Annotated in this window: 9 protein-coding genes; 3 read left to right on the top strand and 6 right to left on the bottom strand. The window is 73.1% G+C overall.

The features are described from left to right. Window positions 1-90: 90 nt before the first annotated feature. Window positions 91-2133 carry a bifunctional glycosyltransferase 87/phosphatase PAP2 family protein gene (locus ACWCRJ_RS22330; protein WP_450940917.1) on the top strand — a complete coding sequence of 681 codons (2043 nt, stop codon included), beginning with the start codon at window positions 91-93 and terminating at the stop codon, window positions 2131-2133. An 82-nt stretch (window positions 2134-2215) separates the two neighbouring features. On the opposite strand, the gene ACWCRJ_RS22325 is transcribed toward ACWCRJ_RS22330, so the two are convergent. Then, a complete protein-coding gene (locus ACWCRJ_RS22325; RefSeq protein WP_450940916.1) occupies window positions 2216-3451 on the bottom strand; it encodes a cytochrome P450 in 1236 nt (411 codons plus the stop codon). 236 nt (window positions 3452-3687) lie between these two features. Here ACWCRJ_RS22325 and ACWCRJ_RS22320 point away from each other — a divergent pair, with 236 nt between their 5' ends. Then, a complete protein-coding gene (locus tag ACWCRJ_RS22320; protein ID WP_450940915.1) occupies window positions 3688-4857 on the top strand; it encodes a steroid 3-ketoacyl-CoA thiolase in 1170 nt (389 codons plus the stop codon). Window positions 4858-5654: 797 nt separating this feature from the next. Continuing rightward, the gene (locus ACWCRJ_RS22315) at window positions 5655-9452 is read left to right on the top strand and encodes an nSTAND1 domain-containing NTPase (RefSeq protein ID WP_450940914.1); all 3798 of its coding nucleotides are present in this window, start codon (window positions 5655-5657) and stop codon (window positions 9450-9452) included. Between the two features lie 57 nt (window positions 9453-9509). Here the strand turns inward: ACWCRJ_RS22315 and ACWCRJ_RS22310 are convergent, their stop codons facing one another. The 5 genes from ACWCRJ_RS22310 to ACWCRJ_RS22290 form a co-directional block, all read right to left on the bottom strand. Beyond that, complete coding sequence (locus ACWCRJ_RS22310) at window positions 9510-10832, bottom strand: patatin-like phospholipase family protein (protein WP_450940913.1); 1323 nt, start codon at window positions 10830-10832, stop codon at window positions 9510-9512. Further along, the gene (locus tag ACWCRJ_RS22305; RefSeq protein WP_450940912.1) at window positions 10829-11272 is read right to left on the bottom strand and encodes a hypothetical protein; all 444 of its coding nucleotides are present in this window, start codon (window positions 11270-11272) and stop codon (window positions 10829-10831) included. The genes ACWCRJ_RS22310 and ACWCRJ_RS22305 overlap by 4 nt, the downstream gene beginning before the upstream one ends. Before the next feature lie 211 nt (window positions 11273-11483). Then, window positions 11484-12065, bottom strand: a complete 582-nt coding sequence (locus ACWCRJ_RS22300) for a hypothetical protein (protein WP_450940911.1) — start codon at window positions 12063-12065, stop codon at window positions 11484-11486. Window positions 12066-12288: 223 nt separating this feature from the next. Further along, window positions 12289-12699 carry an aggregation-promoting factor C-terminal-like domain-containing protein gene (locus ACWCRJ_RS22295; protein WP_450940910.1) on the bottom strand — a complete coding sequence of 137 codons (411 nt, stop codon included), beginning with the start codon at window positions 12697-12699 and terminating at the stop codon, window positions 12289-12291. Window positions 12700-13047: 348 nt separating this feature from the next. Continuing rightward, window positions 13048-13890, bottom strand: a complete 843-nt coding sequence (locus tag ACWCRJ_RS22290; RefSeq protein WP_450940909.1) for an ECF transporter S component — start codon at window positions 13888-13890, stop codon at window positions 13048-13050. Window positions 13891-14066 lie beyond the last annotated feature (176 nt).

The raw sequence follows: 14066 nt of genomic DNA, 5'->3' as shown, positions 1-14066 counted from the left end.
CTCTCAGGTGAAGAGAGGGTTGCCCGTGTCCTACGACGGGGGCGGTGCGAGCCTCCCGGGGACGTCGACGGGTCGGGAGGACGACAGCGCGTGGCGACGGAGCGGAGCAGACCGGGCGGTGCCGCCGGAGCGGGCCCGACGGCGGGCAGGCTGGGGACGGTACGCGCCGTGCTGTGGCTGGTCGCCGCGATCCTGGCGGCGCGCCAGATCGCCGTCGTGCTGCGCACACCCAGGGGCGAGCGGCTCACGGACCTGGAGACCTGGGTCGGGGCCGACGGCGTCCTGCATGTGAACGGCTCCCTCTACGACTCGACACAGTTCACCGGCACCCCGTTAGCCGGCCTCGTCCTCAAGCCCCTCACCCGAACGGCTGAACAGGCCCTCGGCTGGGGCTGGACCTTCGGGACCCTCCTGCTGGTCGTCGCCCTCGGCCTCGTCGCCGCCCGCGCCCTGCCCCCGCCCGTCACCCGCCGGACGGCCCTGCTCGCGGCCCCCGTCGCCGTCACCCTGCTGATGCTGTCGCTGCCGGTGCGCAACACGCTCTATCTGGGCCAGACCAGCGTCCTCCCCGTCCTGCTCGTCCTCGTGGGCTGCTTCGTCGTCCGGGGCGAGCGCGCCAGCGGCGTCTGCGTCGGGCTCGCCGCCGCCTTCCAGCCGACCGTGCTGCTGTTCGTGCCGCTGCTGTGGTTCACCGGCCGCAGGCGCGCCGCCGCGGGCACCGGCATCACGTTCGCCGGGGCCACCGGCCTCGCCTGGGCCGCGATGCCGCACGACTCGTACACCTATTGGGTGCACCACCTCGCCGGTGTCGGCCTCGGCGGCCGGGCGGACGGCCTCGCCAACCAGTCCCTGCACGGCGCGCTGCTCCGGCTCGGCCTCGAAGGCCCGCTGGAGATCGCCGTCCTGCTCGCGCTGGCCGCCGCCGTCGCCGTGCTCGGCCTGCGACGGGCCGTCCACTACGCCCGCGACGGTCAGCTGCTGCTCGCGGTCGCCCTCACCGGCTGTGTCGTGGTCGCCGTCTCGCCGACGTCCTGGCAGCACCAGCTTCTGTGGGTGCTGCTCGCGGCGGTCGGCCGGGTCGGCAGGAAGGCCTCGTCGCGGTACGTGTGGCCGGTCGCCGTCGTCCTGGTGACGACGCTGCCCGCGAAGATGATGGTGCCGAACGTCGACGTCCTCCACCCGGTCCGGGACGACGTGGTCCTGCTGGGCGCGCTCGCCGCCGCGCTCGTCGTGCCGTTCCTGTCCCGCACCTCGGAGTACTACCGGGCGCCGGTCCCCACGGAGTACGCCCCGAAGGCGGAGACCCGCTTCAGCTGGGCCCCGCTGCTGCGCCGGGTGGCGACCCGTCCCAACCTGCTCCTGGAACTGCTGCTGATCCGCGTCACGTACGCCGCCTACCAGCGCACCCGGCTGGAGGCCACCGGCAGCCGGGCCGCCGCCGAGGAGCACGCCGGGCAGATCCTCGCCGTGGAGAAGGCGCTGTTCCTCGACATCGAGCACTGGGTCAACCACACGGTCGTCGGGATCGCCCTGCTGCGGGACTTCTTCGACTTCTACTACACGTCGTTCCACTTCGTGGTCCCGCTGACCGTCCTCGGCGTCCTCTACTGGCGCCGCCCCGCCGACTACCGCTGGGCCCGTACGGCCATCGGCTTCACCACGCTCCTCGCGCTCGTGGGCTTCTTCTTCTACCCGCTGGCGCCGCCGCGCCTGATGCCCGGCCTCGGCATCATCGACACCATCCACGGCGTCCAGGACTTCTCCCGGCCGGACTACGGCAGGCTCACCGAACTGGCCAACCAGTACGCGGCGATGCCGTCCCTGCACTTCGGCTGGTCGCTGTGGTGCGGGCTCACGATCGCGCTGGTCGCGCCCCGGATGTGGATGAAGGTGCTGGGCCTGCTGCATCCCTTCTTCACGGTCCTGGCGATCGTGGCGACGGGCAACCACTGGATTCTCGACGCGGTCGGCGGCGCGGCGGTGGTGGGCGCGGGCTTCGGCCTGACGTACCTCCTGACGGGACCGAGGACCGGGCCCCGGCAGGTGCCCGGAGAACCGGACGGGCCGGCGCCGGCGGACCGCGGCCTGTCGCCGGCCTCCCGGCAGAACGACGGAGGCAGGGGCGGGGCGTAGGGGGGTGTGCGCCCCTGCCTCCATCGGGACGGGCCGACGGCGCCGGGAGGCCGTCGGCCCGAGCACTGCGGGGGTGGGGCGGTCAGGCGGTGGTCACCTGGAGGTGTTTGACCCCGTTGATCCAGGCCGAGCGCAGCCGGCTCGGTTCGCCGGCCAGCCGGAGGCCGGGCATCGCGTCGGCGATCGCGTTGAAGATCAGGTCGATCTCCAGGACGGCCAGGGACTTGCCGAGGCAGAAGTGCGGGCCTCCGCCGCCGAAGCCGAGGTGGGGGTTGGGGTCACGGGTGATGTCGAAGGAGTCGGGGTCGGTGAAGACGTCCGGGTCGTGGTTGGCGGAGGCGTAGAAGATGCCGACGCGGTCCCCCTTCCTGATCTGCTTGCCGCCGAGTTCGAGGTCCTGGGTGGCGGTGCGCTGGAAGGAGTTGACCGGTGCGGCCCAGCGGACGATCTCCTCGGCCGCCGTCGCCGGGCGTTCGCGCTTGTAGAGGTCCCACTGGTCGGGGTGGGTGAGGAAGGCGTGCATGCCGTGGGTGATGGCGTTGCGGGTCGTCTCGTTGCCGGCGACCGCCAGCATCAGCACGAAGAAGCCGAACTCGTCGGAGGCGAGGTTGCCCTCGTCCTCGGCGGCCACGAGCGTGGTGACGATGTCCTTCGCCGGGCACTGTTTGCGGTCGGCGGCCATGTTCATGGCGTAGGCGATGAGTTCCATCGCCGACTGCTGGCCGACCTCCTCGGTGATCGCGTACTCCGGGTCGTCGTAGGAGATCATCCGGTTCGACCATTCGAAGATCCGGATGCGGTCCTCCTGCGGGATGCCGATCAGCTCGGCTATGGCCTGCAACGGGAGTTCGCAGGCGACCTCGGTGACGAAGTCGAAGGGCCCGGCGTGGGCGCCCGCCTCCCGGGCGATGGTGAGGGCGCGGTGGCGCAGGTTGTCCTCCAGCGCGCGGATCGCCCGCGGGGTGAAGACGCGCTGCACGATCTGCCGGACCCGGGTGTGCTCCGGCGGGTCCATGTTGAGCAGGATCAGCCGCTGGGCGTCGATCGCGTCGCGCTCGATGTGCTCATTGAAGCGGATGATCGCGGTGTTGACCGTCGAGGAGAACAACTCCGGGTGCGTGGAGACGTACTTGACGTCCGCGTGCCGGGTGACGGCCCAGTAGCCCTCGTCCGCGAAGCCCGCGATGCCGGGTGCCTGCGGGATCCAGTGGACCGGTTCCGTGCGGCGCAGTTCGGCGAACTCCGGGAGGGGGACACGGTGGTGCAGCAGGTCGGGGTCGGTGAAGTCGAACCCGTCGGGCAGCGCTGGACAGGGCATCGGCCACTCCTGACGGACCATCAGATAGAGGGAATTGCGGTGACCGTAGTAACGGGTTCTAGAACAAGCAAGGGGTACGGGGCTTTCGGTCGGCTTTTCAGTTGCCGCACGCCCCTTGCGGTCCCGGAGTCGCGCTCAGCAGACTGCTGAGGAGAACTAGAACGCGTACTAGTTCTGCGTGGCGGGCCGGGCCGGGACGCCCCGCGCCGCGCGGGTAACCGTTGAGAGGAATCCCCATGGCCGCGGAACCCGTGATCGTCGAAGCCGTACGCACCCCCATCGGCAGGCGCGGTGGCGCGCTCGCCAACCTGCACCCCGCCTATCTGCTGGGCGAGACCTACCGTGAACTCCTCGGCCGCACCGGCATCCCCGCCGACTGCGTCGAACAGATCGTCGGCGGCACGGTGACCCACGCCGGCGAACAGTCCATGAACCCCGCGCGCACGGCCTGGCTGACCATGGGCCTGCCCTACGAGACGGCCGCGACCACGGTCGACTGCCAGTGCGGCTCATCGCAGCAGGCCTCACACATGGTGGCCAACATGGTCGCCGCCGGTGTCATCGACGTCGGCATCAGCTGCGGGGTCGAGGCCATGTCCCGGGTGCCGCTCGGGTCGGGGTCCAAGCACGGGCCCGGCAAGCCGTTCCCGGAGGAGTGGAACGTCGACCTGCCCAACCAGTTCGAGGCGGCGGAGCGGATCGCGCGGCACCGGGGGCTCACCCGGCAGGACGTGGACGGGCTCGGGCTGCTCTCCCAGGATCGGGCCGCCGCCGCGTGGGCCGAGGAGCGGTTCAAGAAGGAGACGTTCGCCGTCCAGGTGCCGACGACCGAGGCGGAACAGGGGGCCGGGCAGGGCATGTGGCGGCTCGTCGACCACGACGAGGGGCTGCGGGACACGTCGTTCGAGGCGCTGGCCCGACTGAAACCGATCATGCCGACGGCGGTCCACACGGCGGGCAACTCCTCCCAGATCAGCGACGGCGCGGCGGCGATCATGTGGGCGTCGAAGCGGATGGCGCGTGCGCTGAAGCTGCGGCCCCGGGCGCGGATCGTCGCCCAGGCGCTGGTCGGCTCCGACCCCCACTTCCACCTCGACGGGCCGATCGACGCGACCAAGGCGGTGCTGGGGAAGGCGGGGATGTCCCTCAAGGACATCGACCTGGTCGAGATCAACGAGGCCTTCGCGTCGGTGGTGTTGAGCTGGGCGCGGGTCTTCGACCAGGACCTGACGAAGGTGAACGTCAACGGCGGGGCGATCGCCCTCGGCCACCCGGTGGGCGCGACGGGCGCACGGCTCATCACGACCGCCCTGCACGAACTGGAGCGGACGGACAAGGAGTTCGCGCTGGTGACGATGTGCGCGGGTGGGGGGCTGGCGACGGGGACGATCATCCAGCGGTTGTGAGGTGGGGTGATCCAGAGGGTGTGAGGTGGGGTGGCGTGCGGGGTGACGGCTGGGAGGCACGGAGGAGGCTCCACCGCTTCCGTCCGCCTCGCCCCCGTGCACCGCTGGTGCCTTGTCGCTGATGGCCGACGTGCCGCCCCACGGCTGCCGGCCGACGCCCAACGGCGGATGCGTGTCGGCCGGTGCGTGACGGCCGGTGCGTGACGGCCGGTGCGTGACGGCCGATGTCTCGTGGCCGCCGCCCGGTTGCCGACGGCCGTACGGCTGCGCGTCGGCTGCCCCCGCGGCTGTGAGGCCGTAGCCGTCCGCTTGTCGGCCCGTGGCAGTCCGGTGCCTGCCGGTGTCCGGTAGCGGGTCGTTGCCCTCGGCCGGCCGGCCAGTCGGGGCCGTCCGGCCGACGGCCCGTGCCCCGTCCGGCCGACGGCCCGTGCCCCGCCCGGCAGTGGGTCCGTGCCCCGCCCGGCTGTCGCTCCTCGCCGGCCGGCCGTCCGGTGGGCCCGAAGACAGAGGTGGCCCCGCTGGTCGTCCCGCGACCAGCAGGGCCTTCCCCCGTGCGGCAAGTCCCCCGTGCCGCCTCTTTCCCCCGTGGCGGCCGGTCGTGCCGCCCCGTTCCCCCGTGGGCGGCATGTCCCCCGTGGCCGTACCGCCCGCAGCACCTATTCCAACGGGTCGAGCATTGTCAGGCAGGGGGGTCGGGCCTGCCAAACAATGGCCGGACGCGATCTCTCCGCTTAGGTGGCCGGATGCGTACGGTGGGGTGTCCGGGACAGTACGGGTGCGAGAGGGGAATCAGCGCGGTGGCGGGTCGTCGTGAGGTGCCGGTCGATCCGGGGGCCGGGCCGGTGCAGCGGTTCGCGTTCGAGTTGCGGAAGCTGCGGACCGAGGCGGGCGGCCTCACCTACCGGGCGATGGCCGAGCGGGCGGGCTACTCGATCACCACCCTCTCCCAGGCGGCCGGCGGCGAGCAGCTGCCCACGCTGCCGGTGGCCCTGGCCTTCGCACGGGCCTGCGGCGGCGACCTGGCGCAGTGGGAGAGTCGCTGGCACCAGGCGGTCGAGGAGGCCGCCGCCTTCGATCCGGAGAACGACGGCGGGGACGCGCGGCCGCCGTACCGGGGGCTGGCCCGGTTCGAGACCGACGACAGCGGACTCTTCTTCGGCCGGGACCGCCTCACCGCCGAGCTGGCCGGGCTGCTGCGCCGCCGAAGGTTCGCGGCGGTCTTCGGTCCGTCGGGGATCGGCAAGTCCTCCCTGCTGCGCGCCGGCCTGATACCCGTTCTCCGGGAGTCGCGGGAGTCGCCGGAGCCGCGGGAATCCCCGGAACAGGGCCCGCGGCTGTCCGGGATCCGGATCCTGACCCCCGGCGACCAACTCGCCCGCACCCATGAACTGCTGCGCGAGGCGATCGCGCCCGGCGACGGCACCGGCGGCGACACCCTCGTCGTCGTCGACCAGTTCGAGGAGGTCTTCACCCTCTGCCACGACGTGGCCGAACGGACCCGGTTCATCGACCTGTTGCTGACCGCACGCGACCCGGAGAGCCGGCTGCGGGTCCTGGTCGCCGTGCGCGCGGACTTCTACGGCCGTTGCGCCGAACACCGCGAACTTGCCGGAGCGCTCGGGGACGCCAATCTGCTGGCCGGGCCGATGAGTCCGGCGGAGCTGCGCGAGGTCGTCGTCAAGCCCGCCGCGGCCGCCGGACTGACCGTGGAACGGGCGCTGACCACACGGCTGGTCGAGGAGATCACCGACGCGCCCGGCGGGCTGCCGCTGCTCTCGCACGTCCTGCTGGAGACATGGCGGCGTCGTAGGGGCAAGACGCTGACCCTCGCCGGGTACGAGGCGGCCGGCGGGCTGGACGGGGCCATCGCCAAGACCGCCGAGGACGCGTACGGCCGGTTCACCGAGGGTGAGGCGGTGACGGCCCGCCGGGTCCTGCTGCGGCTGATCTCCCCCGGCGACGGCACGCCCGACACCCGCAGGCCCGCCGACCGGGCCGAGCTGGAGACCACGGGCACCGGCCGGGCGGAGGCCGCCCGGGTCCTGGAGGCCCTGGCCGGGGCCCGCCTTCTCACCCTCGACGGCCCGACCGTCGACCTCGCCCACGAGGCGCTCATCACGGCCTGGCCCCGGCTGCGCGGCTGGATCGAGGAGGACCGGGACCGCCTGCGCGCCCACCGGCAGCTGACCGAGGCGGCCCGCGCCTGGGAGGAGCTGGGCCGCGACGCGGGCGCGCTGTACCGGGGAAGCCGGCTCGCCACGGCACGGGAGTACTTCGGGGGGCCGCGCCACACCGACGAGCTGACCGACCGGGAGGCCGCGTTCCTCACCGCCGGCATCTCCGCCCTCGACCAGGAGGAACGCGCCCGCGCCCGGACCACCCGCCGTCTGCGCGTCCTCGTCGGCTCCCTCGCCTGTCTCCTCGCCCTCGCGCTCACCGCGACGGCCGTCGCCTACTGGCAGCGGCAGAGCGCCCTGGACGCCCAACGCGACGGACTCTCACGTCAGTTGGCCGCCCAGTCCGCCGCGCTGCTGGAGAGCGACACCGATCTCGCCTCGCTCCTGGCCATCAAGGCCTACCGGACGAGCCCCACCCGCGAGGCCACCCGGAGCCTGTACGCGGCCGCGGCCGTCCCGCTGCGGCACCGGCTGACCGGACACACCTCGACCGTGTCGACCCTGGCCTACAGCCCCGACGGGAAGACCCTCGCCAGCGGCGGTTTCGACGGCACGGTACGGCTGTGGGACCCGGCGACCGGCCGTACCCGGAAGACGGTCGCCGGCCCCGAGGACAAGGACGACCCCGCTTTCGTACGCTCCCTCGCCTTCGGCCCGGACGGCAGGACCATCGCCACCAGCGGCAACGACGACGCGCGGCTGTGGAACATGGACACCGGGCGCGTCCGGGCCTCGGTCGCCGTCCGTGAACCCGACGACGACAACATGGCGGCGGTCGGCTTCGACCGCGACGGGCGCGCGCTGGCCGTCACGGAGAGCGGGCAGGTGCTGGACGTGGCCGACGGCCGCGTCACGACCACCCTCAGGGGCCCCACCGGCCTGGAGATGGCGGTGGCGTTCGGTCCCGACGGGCGCACCCTCGCCACCAGCACCCGGGACCACACCGCGCACCTGTGGGACCTGGCCACCGGACGTGTGCTGTTCACCCTCAGGAGCCGTACGGGAGTGGTCAGTTCACTGGCCTTCAGCCACGACGGCAGGACTCTCGCCACCGGCACCGAGGACGGCACCGTCCACCTGTGGAACACGGCCGACGGCAGGCAGCGGACCACCCTCACCAGCGCCAGCAGCCGCGTGGAGTCCATGGCGTTCGCCCCGGACGGCAAGACCCTGGCCGCCGGCAGTTACGACGGCACGGTACGCCTGTGGGACCTCGCCACCGGCCGCGCCGCCACCACCCTCACCGGCCACACCAGCCCCGTGATGTCGGTGGCGTTCAGCCCCGACGGCACGGAACTGGCCACGGGCGACGAGGCCGACGGCTCCGGCGGCGGCGATGTCGGGGTCCGGCTGTGGAAGGTGGGCACGAACCGCCCCCGCGCCACGCTGGACGTGCCCGGCGGGGATCTGCAGTCGGTGGCCTTCAGCCCCGACGGCGACACCATCGCCACCAGCAGTGTCCGGATGTCCGCCCGGGACGCGAGGACCGACGGGGTGGTCCGGCTGTGGGACACGGCCACCCGCCGTGCGCGAGCGACCCTTGCCGACGGGCTGACCGGCGGAGGGTCTCTTCTGTTCAGCCCCGACGGCAGGACCCTGGCCATCAGCGACAGCCCGAGAGGACAGCTGTGGGACGTCGCCACCCGGCGGCCCCGGACCACTCTGCCCGTTCGTTTCGTCAACGGGATGGCGTTCAGTCCCGACGGAAAGACCCTGGTCACGGTGGGCGACGGCCTCGTGCTGTGGGACGCCCGCACCGGGCGGCCCCGCGTCGAACTCCCCAAGGCCGAAGAGGGCTCGCCGCTGGCGTTCAGTCCCACGGGCGAGGTCTTCGCCACCACCGGGGGCCGGAACTGGGACATCCGGCTCCGTGATCCCGTCACCGGGCGGGTGCGGTCCACGCTCGGCGAACCCGAGGGCAGCGCCTCGCCGAAAGGGGCGAGGGGCGACCTGCCCATGTTCTACCGGCAGGTGGACTCGATGGCGTTCAGCCCCGACGGCCGCACTCTCGCCTCCGCCGAGTTCGACGGCACGGTACGGCTGTGGAACACCGACACGGGGCACCTCGACGCCACGCTCACCGTCAGCCTCACGGAGGGGTCCATCGAGCTGGCGTTCAGCCCCGACGGCCGCACCCTCGCCACGGCCGGCGGCAGCGCGGTGCGGCTGTGGGACACCGCCACGCGGTACGCGCGCGCGAGTTTCCCCGGCCTGGACGGCGTGGCGAGGCTGGCGTTCAGCCCCGACGGCCGCACCCTCGCGGTCGGTGACCACCGCGATCGTCTGAGCCTGTGGGACGCGGAACTGCCGCTCCCCGCCGAGGCGGTCACCGGCATCTGCCGAGCGATTCACCGCGACCTCACCCAGCAGGAACGGGCGCTGTATCTGCCGGACGGGGAACCGGGCCGGGTCTGCTGAAGGCGGGGGCGGGGGCGGGGGCGGGGGCGGGGCCAGGACCGTGGCCGTCGGTGACGCTCACAGCTCCGGGGGATCGAGGGTCGTCAGGTCGGAGGGGAGCAGTTCGGGGTGGTGGGCGGCGAGGGCGGCGCCGCCGAGCCACCAGCCCCGGTGGACCAGGGCCCGGCACAGCGACGGGCTGAGACGGTCGAAGACGGTGGGGACGAGGGCGAGGTCGCGGCCGTCGTGCGTGCGGTGTTCGGGGAAGGTCGCGCGCCAGCCGTGGGGGAGCGGGTCCGCGGCCGGGAAGTCGGTGGCGAGCTGGACCAGGATGCCCCGGCGGGCCCCGGGCGGGAGTTCGCCGACGGGGCCGAGTGCCGCGGCGCGCCGGAAGCGTTCGACGGTGGCCCGGGTGCGCAGAGCCGTGCTCTGGCGGTAGAGGAGGGAGTTGGCTCGCGCGAGGTCCCGGATCACCGGGACACGGCCGTACATGCCGGGACGCAGCAGGCCCCCCGCGTTGAGCGCGCACAGGAACGTGTGCCGGTAGGTGTCGCCGTCGATGGCTTCGAGGCCGGTGTTGTCGTACGTACCGCCGTCCAGAAGGGCGGGGCGGTGCGTGGCGCAGGGGAAGGGTGAAGCGTCGAGGACCACGGGCGGGAATGCGCCGGGGACGGCCGCCGAGGCCGAGACGGCCCGGCTGAGGCGCAGGCCCGTGCCGTTCGTGCGGGCGAGGCCGATGGAGTAGTCGCCGTACACGTCGCGTTCGAAGGTGAAGCGGACGCCGGTGGTCTGGTTGGCGGCGTTGACGATCCAGCGGACCTGGGGATCCAGGTTCTCCAGCTCGGTCCCGTCGTAGAGCCAGTCGTCGAGGCGGCGGGCCAGCAGGTCCGTGCGGGTGGTGGGGCCGAGGGTGCGCCAGATGTCGCGCAGGAGCGTCCGCTTGAGGGAGTGGGAGGAGACGCGGTCGACGAAGGGGGCGATCACCAGCTCGTCCACGGCCCGCGGGGTGAAGTCCCGTTCGCGCAGCGCCGGCCAGGCGGTGGCCAGGCATCCGTTCGCCAGCGAGCCGCCGGACACGGACGACGAGTAGCGCAGGTGGCGGAGCAGCCCGGTGCCGGCCAGCAGACGGACGAAGCCCAGGGCGGAGAGCGTGGCGCGGAAGCCTCCGCCGGAGAGGGCGAGGGCGACCGGGATGCCGGCGGCGGGCGGCGGTTCGGCCGGGCGGAGCGGGTCGCCGCAGGGCCGGACGGTCAGGCCGGTGCCGAGGGCGGGGGAGTCCACGGCCCACATCGGGCCGTCGGGCGGGCCGGTGCGCGTCTCCCGGGAGGGGTCGGCGAGCGGTGGGGCGGGGTCCGGGGCGGGTCGGGTGAACGTGTCCTGCGCGTGCCGGGACTTGGTCATGGCCGGTCTCCGATCGTGATGACGAGAGCCTGGTCGGCGGGCCCCCTGACCTCGACCTCGAAGGCCCTGTCCGTGCGCAGCCGCGCCAGCGCCTCCTCGGCGAAGGGGATGCGGTTGGTGAGGTGGACGACGTACTCGTCCTCGGGCGCGCGGGACTCGACGAGCCATCGCAGGGTGTCCTCGCCCGGGTGGTGGTGACGGACGCCGTCGGCCGAGACGACGTAGTGGTCGGCCCGGATCCGTTCGAAGAAGCCGGGCTCCACGTTCCGGTCGCTGCCGTGGTGCGGGAGCTTCAGCAGGTCCACGTGGAGCGGGGCGTCGTCGAGCAGGTCGAGGGCGCGCAGTCCGGCGAGGACGTGGTCCCCGCGGGCGTCGCCGGTGAGCAGCGCGGTGCCCTCCGCGTGCCGCAGGAGCAGCACGATGCTGGAGAGGTTCGGCACCGAATCGTCCGCGTACGCCGCCGAGATGACCTCCGGGTCGCCGCGCCGCTTCGCCTCGCGCCACTTCTCCGCCAGCTCGGCCAGCGCGCCCTCGTCCGGCGCGACGACCGTGACGTCCAGGTCGTGCAGGGTCGCCTCGGCACCCTCGGTGAGGGGGCCCCGGAAGGGGGCGTTGCCGTCCAGGTGCAGGGCGGCGGCCGCGTTGCGGATGTCACGGCCCTGGTTGTAGCTGGCGGTGACCGTCCTGTTCGCCGGCGGGCGGGCCGGCCTCCGCCACGACGTGGGCCAGCAGGTTGAGGAACCAGGTGAGTTGCCGGCCGCGTTCCTGCCGGCGCTGCATGTTGTCGTGGATCTCGCTGGTCGCCGGTGCCCGGATGTGCCCCGCGAGTGCCGCCTCGATCCCCTCCGCCCCGCTCTCGACGGCGAGTTCGTGGGCGACCCGCACCACTCCCGCGAGACTGGTCAGCGGCAGCAACGCCGTCACCAACTCCTCCAGCGTCACCTGCGCCACGACGAAGCTCCCGGCCGCGACCGGACGGCACGCGTCCGTCAACCGCAGCCCCTGCAACCGTTCGAGGGCCCGCTCGACGCCGTACTCCTCACGTACGGCGAGGATCAGATCCTGCCGGTACGACGACGAGGGCGACGAGTGCGGATGCGGCGGCGGATGCGAGGACGGCGGAGACTCGGCGAACGCCAGCCACACGTCGAAGTGCACGGGACAGTCGGTCGCCCAGAGAACAGGGACGGGTCCCTCGCCGTAGAACACCGTCAAGAGTTCCGTTCGGTCCATCACGGCTCCCGATGCGCGTGGCGTGGGAGGGAGTTCGGGGACTCCCTCCATTCTCCGCCCCGGTCATGGCCACCGCATCCGGGACGGGGACGACGAAGAAGGCGGCGGCCCCGGGGATCGGGGGCCGCCGCCTTCGCTCTGGGTGGTGCTAGTGGTGCTAGTGGTGCCGGTGACGCTGGTGGTGCTGGTGACGCGGGGGTGCGGGTGGTGCCGGCGCGCCGGATCAGTACCAGTTGTTGGCCTGCCAGAAGTTCCACGCGCCACAGGGGCTGCCGTAGCGGTCCTTCATGTAGTCCACGCCCCACTTGATCTGGGTGGCGGCGTTGTTCTTCCAGTCGGAGCCCGCGGAGGACATCTTCGAGCCGGGGAGGGCCTGGACCAGGCCGTAGGCGCCGGAGGACGAGTTCGTCGCGTGGATGTTCCAGTCGCTCTCGTGGTCGACGATGTGGGAGAAGCACGTGTACTGGGCCGAGTCCGCGATCATCTTCTTCGCGACAGCCTGCGCCTGAGAGGCCTCCGACGCGGCCTGGGCGGGCGCGGCGACGAGCAGGGCACCGGTGGCGGCAGCGGCCAGGGTGACACCGGCGAGGGCCTTCTTCGGGGAGGCGATGCGGCGGAGAGCGGAGCGGGTCACGGGGATCCTTTTCTACGGGGACAGGGCCGTCGCGGGCATGCCTTCACCACGGGGTGTGCGGTGGGGGCGTACGTCGGCGCCGAGGCCCGGGTGGGCTCGTCGGCGCCGTGCGACTCATCCAGAGAAACAGCCCGAGCGGCCGTCCGCAATGACCCCTTTTGCTAGTTGTGGTCGTATCCGTGCCCGAGGCCGTGTCTGTGACGTGGCTCTCAATGCGCAGGTCGGCGCGGGTTTCTTCATGTGCATGCCATGCACTTCGATCTACGACCCCGGTTCGTATGTGATGTGGGTCCTGTGGGGTGGTTCACGGCTCACGCGACGGACGGTGGCCCGGACCTCACAGGGGGTTCACCGCGAGGGCGGCTCGAACGTGACGGCGCTCTCGAAGGCGGCCCTGCGGGTGGCCCGGCGCAGCGCCTTCAGGAGCGGGGTGCCGAGGGTGAGGGTCAGGACGACGGTGACGACCGCGCGGCCCAGGTCCCAGCCGAGGGACGTGGCCAGGCAGTACGCGACGAAACGGGCGAGGTTCGCGGCCGGGGCCGCCGACGCGTCGAAGGCGATGTCCGAGGCGAGCGTGTCGATGAAGGGCCAGCCGTAGAGGTTCATGACCGTGCCGTAGGCGAAGGCGGCGACGAAGCCGTAGGCGGCGAGCAGGGCCAGTTCGCCGCGGCCGCGCAGGCGGTGCGCGCCCGGCAGCAGCCCGGCACCCATCGCGAACCATCCCATCGCCAGCATCTGGAACGGCATCCACGGCCCCACACCACCCGTGAGCAGCGCGGACGAGAACATCGTCACCGCGCCGAGGGTGAAGCCGAAGCCGGGGCCGAGGACCCGGCCGCTGAGCACCAGGAGGAAGAACATGGGCTCGATGCCGGCGGTTCCGGCCCCGACGGGGCGCAGCGCGGCACCGGTCGCCGCGAGCACCCCCAGCATCGCCACCGCCTTCGCGCCCAGCCCGGCCTCCGACAGCGTCGCGCCGACCACACCGACCAGCAGCACGAGCAGCCCCGCGAACAACCAGGGCGCGTCCTGCGCGTGCGCGGTGACCTGCGAGCCGGGGTCCGCGAAGAAGGGCCAGCCGAAGGCCGCCGCGCCGACGAGGCCGACGAGGAGGAGGGCGGCGACGGTGCGGGGTGAGAGGGGGACGGGGCGGGGGCGGCGCCTGGGGTTCGCGGGGGAGGGGTCGCTCATGGCCGTTCCTCGGGGTGGGGCGGGGCGGGGGCGCCGGGCGCGGCGAGGCTCTCCGGTGCGGCGACGGCCCGCCGGGCTCCCCCGGGCGGCCGGCGCGGGCCCCCCCCCCCCGCGCGGGCCGCCCCCCCCGCCCGCGCCCCCGCCCGCCGCCCGGGCGAGAACCCCACCGGGCGCGC

Source organism: Streptomyces sp. NPDC002324 (genome assembly GCF_053593335.1).
Note: the sequence above shows the minus strand (reverse complement) of the source record. Positions and strands in the feature narration are given on the sequence as shown.

What these genes read in the sequence shown, in the direction of transcription:
- ACWCRJ_RS22325 (WP_450940916.1), bottom strand. Translation starts at nt 3,451, where the DNA reads ATGCCCTGTCCAGCGCTGCCCGACGGGTTCGACTTCACCGACCCCGAC.
- ACWCRJ_RS22300 (WP_450940911.1), bottom strand. Translation starts at nt 12,065, where the DNA reads ATGGACCGAACGGAACTCTTGACGGTGTTCTACGGCGAGGGACCCGTC.
- ACWCRJ_RS22290 (WP_450940909.1), bottom strand. Translation starts at nt 13,890, where the DNA reads ATGAGCGACCCCTCCCCCGCGAACCCCAGGCGCCGCCCCCGCCCCGTC.
- ACWCRJ_RS22320 (WP_450940915.1), top strand. Translation starts at nt 3,688, where the DNA reads ATGGCCGCGGAACCCGTGATCGTCGAAGCCGTACGCACCCCCATCGGC.
- ACWCRJ_RS22310 (WP_450940913.1), bottom strand. Translation starts at nt 10,832, where the DNA reads ATGACCAAGTCCCGGCACGCGCAGGACACGTTCACCCGACCCGCCCCG.